General features: G+C 68.3%; 4 protein-coding genes. 2 read left to right on the forward strand and 2 right to left on the reverse strand.

The features are described from left to right. Both FH610_RS45425 and FH610_RS42330 read right to left on the reverse strand, forming a co-directional pair. Nucleotides 1-5,137, reverse strand: a 5,137-nt coding sequence (locus FH610_RS45425; protein ID WP_205826462.1) for a ThuA domain-containing protein, incomplete at its 3' end; no start/stop codon positions are given. 187 nt (nt 5,138-5,324) lie between these two features. Then, nucleotides 5,325-6,608: an ROK family transcriptional regulator gene (locus FH610_RS42330; RefSeq protein WP_139580882.1), complete on the reverse strand. Its 1,284-nt coding sequence runs from the start codon at nt 6,606-6,608 to the stop codon at nt 5,325-5,327. A gap of 242 nt (nt 6,609-6,850) precedes the next feature. Here FH610_RS42330 and FH610_RS42335 point away from each other — a divergent pair, with 242 nt between their 5' ends. After that, nucleotides 6,851-8,191, forward strand: a complete 1,341-nt coding sequence (locus tag FH610_RS42335) for an ROK family transcriptional regulator (RefSeq protein WP_240809531.1) — start codon at nt 6,851-6,853, stop codon at nt 8,189-8,191. A gap of 345 nt (nt 8,192-8,536) precedes the next feature. After that, on the forward strand, nt 8,537-8,765 hold a 229-nt coding region (locus FH610_RS42340; protein WP_139580883.1), incomplete at its 3' end, for an ATP-binding cassette domain-containing protein.

Consider the following 8,765-nt stretch of genomic DNA (forward strand, 5'->3'; position numbering starts at 1 on the left):
GGGTGTTGAAGGACTGGTAGGCCTGCTTGCCCGGGGCCACGTCGGCCACGGTCTTGGACCCGAACGGGGTGGTCAGCGTGATCGTCGCCGGCACATCACCGTTGTTGACGGCCGTGACCGCCAGGTAGGCCGAGGTGCCGATGCAGCGCGAGGCGGCGGTGACGGTCAGCTTGACCTCCGGCGAGGACGCCGGGGAGATCGTCAGCGTGAGCGTCTTGGCCTCCTCGGCGTTGCCCGCCTTGTCGGTCGAGCGGTAGGCCAGCGTGTGCTGCCCCTCGCCGCTGACGTTGACCGGCTCGGTGTAGGCGGTCCAGTCACCGCTGTCGAGCTTGTACTCGGTCTTGGCGACCCCGCTGCCGCCGGTCTCGTCGACCGCCTTCAGCGTGACCGTGACCGGACCGGTGAACGAGCCGCCCTCCGGCTGCGCCGGGTCGGTCGTCGCCGTCGTCACCGGGGCGGTCTTGTCCTCACTTCCCGCCTTGATCAGCTTGAAGTAGTCGAACTTGACCGTCTTGGACGCGCCCTGGTTGGTGCCGATGGTGTAGACGCCGATCTTCGACGCGGTCGCCACGGCGCTGTTCTTCACCGCGGTGGTCGTGCCGTTGGTGGCCAGGTCGGTCCAGGTGGTGCCGTCGGAGGAGTAGGAGCCGGTGAAGCTGTCTGCCACCTTCTTCAGGCGCAGCCACCACACACCGGTGGTGCGGTTGTTCACCTGCGGCTGCGGGTTCTGCACGGTGCCGCCGACCTCGCTGCGCAGCTCGATCGTCCGCGCCACCGTCGACCCTGCGGTGTTGGTGGTGAGGAAGTCGAACTTCACGTAGTTGTCGTCGTCGCCGTACACGATCAGGCCGCCCTGCTGGTACTGCTCGCTGAGGGCCGAACCGTCGACCTTGGTCTCCAGCGTCCAGTCACCGCTCGGCGCCGTCTGCAGGATGAAGTTCTTCGGGCCGCTGTTGGTCGTCCCGTAGATGTCACCCGTCGTGGTGTCGAGCTCCAGGTTGCCGCCGGTCACGCGGGCAGCCGTCGCGTCGTAACGCACGTTGGCGTTCCAGCGGCAGTTGTCGAGCGTGGTGCCGTCGAACTGGTCGTCCGGCGTCGGCGGGGTGGCCTTGTCGTCCGGGGTGATCTGGAACCAGTCGAACGCCGCGTCCGTCACCGGGTGGTTGGCGCCGGCCAGCGAGATGAAACCGATCTTCGGGTTGGTGATCCCGGCGAGCGGCTTGGTCTCCGACATGGCGGTGAAGTTGGTGCCGTCGGAGGAGTAGTGAGCGGTGATGTTGGTGCCGTCGCTGATGAACCGCACGTACACCGTGTCGGGGTAGGTGTCCCCGAGGTTGGCGGTGTTGCTTGCCGTGACCTCGTTCGGGGCGCCCTTGTCCTCACGGATGAACTGGAAGATGCGGCTGGCGTGGTCCGGCCCGGAGGTCGAACGGCCCTCCAGCACCATCTTGGCGTAGTTGTCGTCGTCGCCGTACAGGATCAGGCCCGCCTGCTGGTAGGCGTCGGTCGCCTTCAGCGTCAGCTTGGCCGTGGCGGTCCAGGCGCCCGAGGGAGCCGGCTGCACGACGATGTTCGGCGTGTTGTTGGTCGTCTGGTAGATGTCGGTGGCCGAGGTCGGGATGATGAGGCTGCCGTCGGCGACCCTCAGGTCCTGGTTCTCCCGGATCACCGACCAGCGGTCCCGGTCGAGCTGGTTGCCCAGGAAGTCGTCCGAGCGGCCGCTGAAGCACACGACGGCCGGCGTGTTCACCTTGATCGCGATCTGCTGGGTCGTGGCCGCGCCCTTGGCGTCGGTCACCGTCACCGTCGCGGTGTAGTTACCCGGGGCGGTGTAGGTGTAGCTCGCGTTGGCCGTCGTCGGCTGCGGCGCGCCGTTCACCCCGAAGTCCCACTTGTAGGTGAGCGGGGTGTCGCCCTCGGGGTCGGTGCCCGTCGCGGTGAAGTCGACCTTCAGCGGAGCGGTGCCCGTGGTCGGGGTCGCCGACGCGGTCACCGTCGGGCGCTGGTTCTCCGTGGCGCCCTTGCCGACGAAGTCGACCCAGTTGAAGTTGGCCAGGTTGGCGTCGTTGGCCGCGCTGGCCGGCTTGCGGACCACGAAGAAGATCGGGCCGCTGGTCGTCGGAACGTTGTTCAGGTCGACCGTGAAGTCCTTGAACGTCTGCCAGTCGCCCGTCGGAGTGATGTCCGCCGAACCGATCAGCGTGCCGTTGTCGGGGTCGCCGACGCGGATCTGCACGGTGCCGCCCGCGCCGGCCGAAGAGGCCCGCAGCCGGATCGCGGTGATGTTGGTCAGGTTCACCGGGTCGAACGACCAGTAGTCGCCGTCCTGGATGAATCCGATGTTCTTCGCGCCACCCGCGGAGTCGGTGGTGTCCTCGATCTGGACGCCGGCGGCGTCCGTGCCGACACCGCCGGTCACCCGGCCGGTCTGCGAGAAGTGCTCGGCCTGCTTGCGCTTGGGCTGCAGGATGACCTGGCCCCGGCCGGTCAGCGGCTTGGCCGCACCGGCACCCTGGTCGGTGTAGCTGGCCTCGATCGCGTAGAACAGGTTGTCGTACTCACCGTGGCCCGAGGCGGCGGTCTGCACCGTGGCCTCGCAGCCCTTCATCTGGTCGAGCGGGTGACCGTGGGTGTCGTGACCCAGGATCGCCTGGATCTGCACCTTGTCGCAGTCGATCGTGCCGTCCTCGGCGTCGGTGACGGTGACCTTGAACTTCACCTGGTCGCCGAACTCGAAGAACGAGCCGTTCGGCGGCACTTCGACCTTGACGACGGGCTTGCTGTTGCCCGCGTTGATCGTCACGCTCGCCTTGCCGGTCACGCCGTCGGGGTTGGTGATGGTCAGGACGGCGCTGTACTCGCCGGCCGTCGTGTAGGTGAAGGAGGGGTTGGCCTCGGTGGAGTCGGTCTTGCCGTCACCGTCGAAGTCCCAGGCGTAGGTGATCGCCTTGCCGTCGGGGTCGCGCGAGCCCTCGCTGGAGAACTGCACGGTCAGCGGCAGCGGGCCGTCGGTCTTGTCGGCCGTGGCGCGGGCGACCGGCGGGCGGACGCCCTTGGTGTACTCGATGCGGTAGATGCCCGAGTCGGCGTTGTCGCCGCCGAAGCCCGAACCCCACTCGATCAGGTACAGAGCGCCGTCGGGACCGAACTTCATGTCCATCGGCTTGAGGAACTTCAGCGTCGTCATGATCTTGTTCATCTCGACGAGCTTGGAGCCGTCCTCGTTCAGCTGGAACGACCACAGCGCGTTGTTGTTCCACTCACCGAAGACGGCCTTGCCGTCCCAGTACGCCGGCCACTTGATGTTGGACTGGATGTTCGGGTCGTAGCGGTAGACCGGGCCGCCCATCGGCGCGCCGCCGCTGAGCTCGGGGAAGTTGTTCGCGTCGGCGGCGTAGTGGTACCAGATCGTCGCCGGGATCACCGGCGGCAGGTTGGTCAGGCCGTCGTTGTTCGGCGAGTCGTTGACCGGAGCCGCGCAGTTGAACGCCGCCCCCGACTGCTTGGTCGCGAAGTTGTAGTCGATGTACGGGGTGTTGTTGCCGATGCAGTACGGCCAGCCGAAGTTGCCCGGCTTGGAGATCAGGTTCCACTCGACCGTGTTCTGCGGGCCACGGGTGGCGCTGGCGGAGTTGGCGTCGGGGCCGTACTCGCCGAGCATGATGTTGCCGGTCTTGGGGTCGAGGCCGATCCGGAACGGGTTGCGGAAGCCCATGCCGTAGATCTCCGGCTTGGTCTTCGCCGTGCCCGGGGCGAACAGGTTGCCCGAGGGGATGGTGTAGGTGCCGTCGGACTCCAGGTGGATCCGCAGCAGCTTGCCGCTCAGGCTGTTGGTGTTGCCGGCCGACCGCTGGGCGTCCCAGTTGGCGCGGCCCGACTGCTCGTCGATCGGGTCGTAGCCGTCGGAGGCGAAGGGGTTGGTGTTGTCACCCGTACCGAGCCACAGGTTGCCGGTCTTGGGGTCGATCACCATGCCGCCGCCGTGGTGGCAGCACTCGGCGCGCTGCACCGGCACGTCGAGGATCTTCTTCTCGCTCGCCAGGTCCAGGCTGTCGCCGGTGACCGTGAACCGGCTCAGCCGGTCGACGTTCTCCGAGCCGCTGGGCGAGTAGTAGAGGTAGATCCAGTGGTTGGTGTCGAAGGCCGGGTCCAGCGCCATGCCGAGCAGACCGCTCTCGTTGGCGGTGAACACGTTCATGTGCGCGGCCAGGACCGAGCCACCACTGGGCTTGATGATCTTGACGTCGCCCAGCCGGTCGATGTAGAAGACCCGGCCGTCCTTGGCGACGTTCAGCATCATCGGGTTGGAGGTCTCGGTGTCGAGGGCCACCTTCTCGTAGCTGCTGCTCTGAGAGGCCGAGCAGTCGGCCTTCTCCGCACCCGCGGCGGTCTTGATACCGCCCAGGAGCAGCTTCAGGAAGTTCGCCTCGCTGTAGTTCTCCTTCATGTGGCCGAGGCCGGTGTACCACGAGCGGCCACCGTCGTAGTCCTGACACCACGTGTTCGGGTGGTCGGCGCCCATCGTGGCACCGGTGTAGGACTTCTCGTCCATCGACGTCAGCACGTGGACCGTGCCACGCGGGTTCGTCTGGTAGTCGTACCACTCGTCCGTACGGGACCAGGTCGTCGGCAGGTCCTTGGTGGACGGGTGCGCCGGGTCCTCGACCTTCACCGTGGCCTGCTGGATCGCCGGGTGCTGCTTGAAGTACGCACCCACCAGCTTGCCGTACCACGCCCAGTTGTACCCGCTGTCGGCCGCGGCGTGGACACCCACGTAACCGCCGCCCTTTTCGATGTACCGCTGGAAGGCGTCCTTCTGCTCCTGGGTGGAGACGGGGTCGCCGGTCGTGGACATGAAGACCACGGCCTGGTACTGCGCCAGGTTCTCGTCGGTGAACGCCGCGCTGTCCTCGGTCGTGTCGACCGCGAAGTTGTTCTCCTGGCCGAGCTTCTGCACGGCCGCGATGCCCTCGGGGATCGAGTCGTGCCGGAAGCCGGTGGTCTTCGAGAAGACGAGCACCTTGAAGTCGGGTGCTGCCGCCGTCGTGGCGGCCTCGGCGCTCACGGGCGCCGAGAAGAGCGTGATGACGGGGGCGACGAGGGCCAGGGCCATCGTCGCCGCGGTCCGACGTCTCATACGTCGTCCTTTTTCTGGCAGGGCCGCATTGTGCGGCCTGGCCCACGTTCGCTGACGTGGAGACATGGAAAACCCTTCCTGACCGGGGGGACGTCAGGCAAGGCGCGCGCCGCCGCGCTTATTGCCACTTGGTCGAAGCGGATATTTCGGTTGCTGGAGGGTGCCGTCTCCAGGTCTTTGGGGGCCGTCAGTAGGCTGCCGGCCGGGGTAATGGATCCATGATCGCCGCCGGGTCGTCGATGATGTGGTTGACGACCATGCTCGCGGCGCCGCGGGACGCGGCGCCGAAACCGAGCGTGGAGGCGACGAACCGGCACTGGGCGGCGGGAGCCGCCACCACGAGCCGCTGTAGCTGATCCTGCGCGTGCGGCAGCAGCCACTGGGCCAGTGAGGCGAAGTAGCCCCCGATGACGATCACTCGCGGGTTGAACAGGTTGGCCAGGATCGAGCCGCCGAGCCCGAGCCATTCGCCGACCTGTGCCACCGCCATCATCATCCGCCGGTCGCCCGAGGCCAGGCCTCTGGCGATGTCGGCCACTCGTTCACCGGGGTCGGGCACGGGCATGCCGGGCAGCCCGTACGCCTGCTCGGGCATGGCCGCACGGACGAGCGCGGCCAGGCCGACCTTGGTCTCCCAGCAGCCGATGCGGCCGCAGCCGCACTGGTCGCCGTTCGGGTCGACCCGCAGATGCCCGACCTCTCCGGAGAATCCGTCCGCTCCGCGCAGGAGCTTGCCGCCGGAGATGATGCCGCCGCCGACGCCGACCTCGCCGGTGAGGTAGACCAGGTCGGGTGTGCCGGCGGCGATGCCCGAGGTGTATTCGGCCAGCGCGGCGAGGTTGGCGTCGTTGTCCACCCGCACCGGCACGTTCAGCGGGCCGAGTATGGCGCTCAGCTGGTCGGCCAGGGGCAGGTCGTGCCAGTAGAGGTTCGGCGCGAGCGTCACGACTCCGCGTGTCACGTCCACCAGCCCGGGGACGGCCACCGCGATGCCGGCGGGAACCGCTCCGGCCCGGCGCATCGCCTCCACGGCCTCCTTGGCCACGAGCCCGAGCCGGCGCACGGCACTGTCCGGGCCGCTGCCCATCGTGTCGTAGACCGCCCGGCGCTCGACCAGGACCCGGCCGCTGAGATCGGTGCCGTGCACCGCGATGTAGTCGACGTTGATCTCCATGCCCAGGGCGCCGACGTGGGCGCCGTGCAGCGCCACCGCCCGTCTGGGACGCCCGATCGCACCCACGTGCTCGACGCCGACCTCCCGCACGAGCCGCCGTTCCAGGAGTTCGGCCATGAGGTTGGAGACGGTGGCCCGATGCAGGCCGGTCGCCTCCGCGATGTCGGCACGAGACAGGGAGGTGTGGTCGCGCAGCTCGCGCAGCACCAGCGAGAGGTTCGCCCTGCGCAGCACGGCCGGACCCGCCGGCGGAGCCGCGCCGCCCGGGGCGCGGGTGAGTTGCGGCTCCTTTGTCACCCGCGGCACCTGCCTTTTGTTTGTCTCTGAGATCAATTAATGAGGGTTGTAACACGAGGATGTCCGGCTGCGCACCCCCGAAATGCGTAACGAGTTGGCATCGCTCGCATTTGTGCACTTCGGACCCCATTCCGGACACGGTTATCGTAACGTTACGTAACCTGCAACCGGTTTCACTCTTGTCTCAGCCGGGACTCACTGTCTTTAATTCGGCCAGCCATGCGAACTAATTGAGGAGCGGCGTGGAGCACAGCAGGGCCGACGGCCACACGACCGACTCGATGAGTCGCGGCGGGTCCGCGGGAGTTCCCGCGGACCAGGCCACCGTGCGCCGTTCCAACCTCGCCCTGGTGCTGCGTCACGTGAGTACGTATGGCCCGTGCTCCCGGTCGGCCGTCGCCGTCGCGACCGGATTGAACAAGACCACCGTCACCAGCCTGGTGAGCGAGTTGCAGGCACGCGGACTGGTCAAGGAGACGGGGCCGCAGCACGCGGGCTCCGTCGGCCGCCCGAGTGTCGCGCTCGTCCTGGACGGATCGCGGGTCGGCGCCCTGGGCGTGGAAGTCAACGTCGACTACATCGCCGCGATCGCCTCCGACCTGGCCGGCAGAGTGCTCATCGATAGGCGCATCGGCTTCGACGCCATGGGATCCGGCCCGGAACGCTCACTGGACGAGCTGGTCCACGTGATCGAGAAGACCGTTGCCGATCTCGACCGGCTCGGTATCGCTCTGGCCGGGATCACCGTGGCGATCCCCGGCTTGATCGACACCACAACCGGCACCGTGGTCGTCGCCCCCAATCTCGGCTGGCGCGGGGTGGCGGTGGCGGACCGGTTGTCCCAGGCCGACATCCGTGGGGACATCCCCGTCACGGTGGACAACGACGCCAACCTCGCCGCACTGGCCGAGTACACCTCGGGCGTCGCGGCAGGCACCTCCGACCTGGTCTACCTCACAGGCGAGGTGGGCGTCGGCGGCGGAGTCATCGCCGGTGGCCGGCTGCTGGGCGGAGCGGACGGATTCGCCGGGGAGGTCGGCCACGTCATGGTCGATCCGTCCGGCGAGCGGTGCCGCTGCGGCCGTATCGGCTGCTGGGAGACCAAGGTCGGGCTGGCCGCGCTGGTCCGCATGGCCACACCCGACCGCGCGTACGGCACGGGCCCCCAGGTCGTCCGCGACCCGGAGGAGCGGCTGGCCGAGATCGAGCAGCGGCGGGCCGAAGGAGACCCGCGCGTCGACGCCGCCGCCGTGGAGGTGGGCCGGTGGCTCGGAATCGGGGCGGCCATGCTGGTCAACCTCTTCAACCCGCGGGTGATCGTGCTTGGCGGGTACTTCGCCAGGCTCGCCGACCGGCTGATCCCCGCGGCGGAGCAGGAGTTGGCACGCCTCGGCATGAGCGGCGCCGTCGAGCGCTGCCGGTTCGCCGCCTCCGACCTCGGCTTCGGCGCCGCCTCACGCGGCGCGGCCGGAGTCGTCGTCGAACGTGCACACTCCGACCCCACAAGCATCACGATCCGAACGTCCCCGGCCATCGGGGTGATCGAGGGAACGACGATGGCCCGATTGCCCCACTCACCCTGACCCGCGTGTCCGCCACGCGGTCCCTAACTGTCGCCTGCCGAATCTAGACATCCCGTCCGCCTGACCGTCCCGTTCCACACGCCTCGGCACATCCCCGCCCATCCCGGTGCCGCGGCCATGGCGCATGCGGTCAGGCGGACGGGAACCCACATGCCCTTTTCCCACCCAGAACGTCCCGCCCGCCTGATCGGTCGTCCGGAAGCCGCACCGGCATCGATGACGCCGACCTCGATGCCGTCGCGGCGGTGCCAGCCGGCGCCGTCAGGCGGGCGGGACCACGGCCGCAAGTTTTCCAGGGAGGCTCCTGTGCCGCGGTCACCATCCGACTCGTCATCTCTGCTCCAAATGAGGGGGATCGTCAAGCAGTTCCCCGGCGTACGCGCGCTGGACGGCGTGGACCTTGAGGTCAGGGCCGGCGAGGTGCACTGCCTGCTCGGCCAGAACGGCGCCGGGAAGTCCACGCTCATCAAGATCTTGTCTGGTGCTCATGCGCCGGATGAGGGGGAGGTGTTGCTGGACGGTTCGCCGGTGCGGCTGGCGCCGCCGACCGCGGCGATGGGCCACGGCATCGCCA

This window comes from Microbispora catharanthi (genome assembly GCF_006334915.2).
GTDB classification, from domain to species: Bacteria; Actinomycetota; Actinomycetes; order Streptosporangiales; family Streptosporangiaceae; genus Microbispora; species Microbispora catharanthi.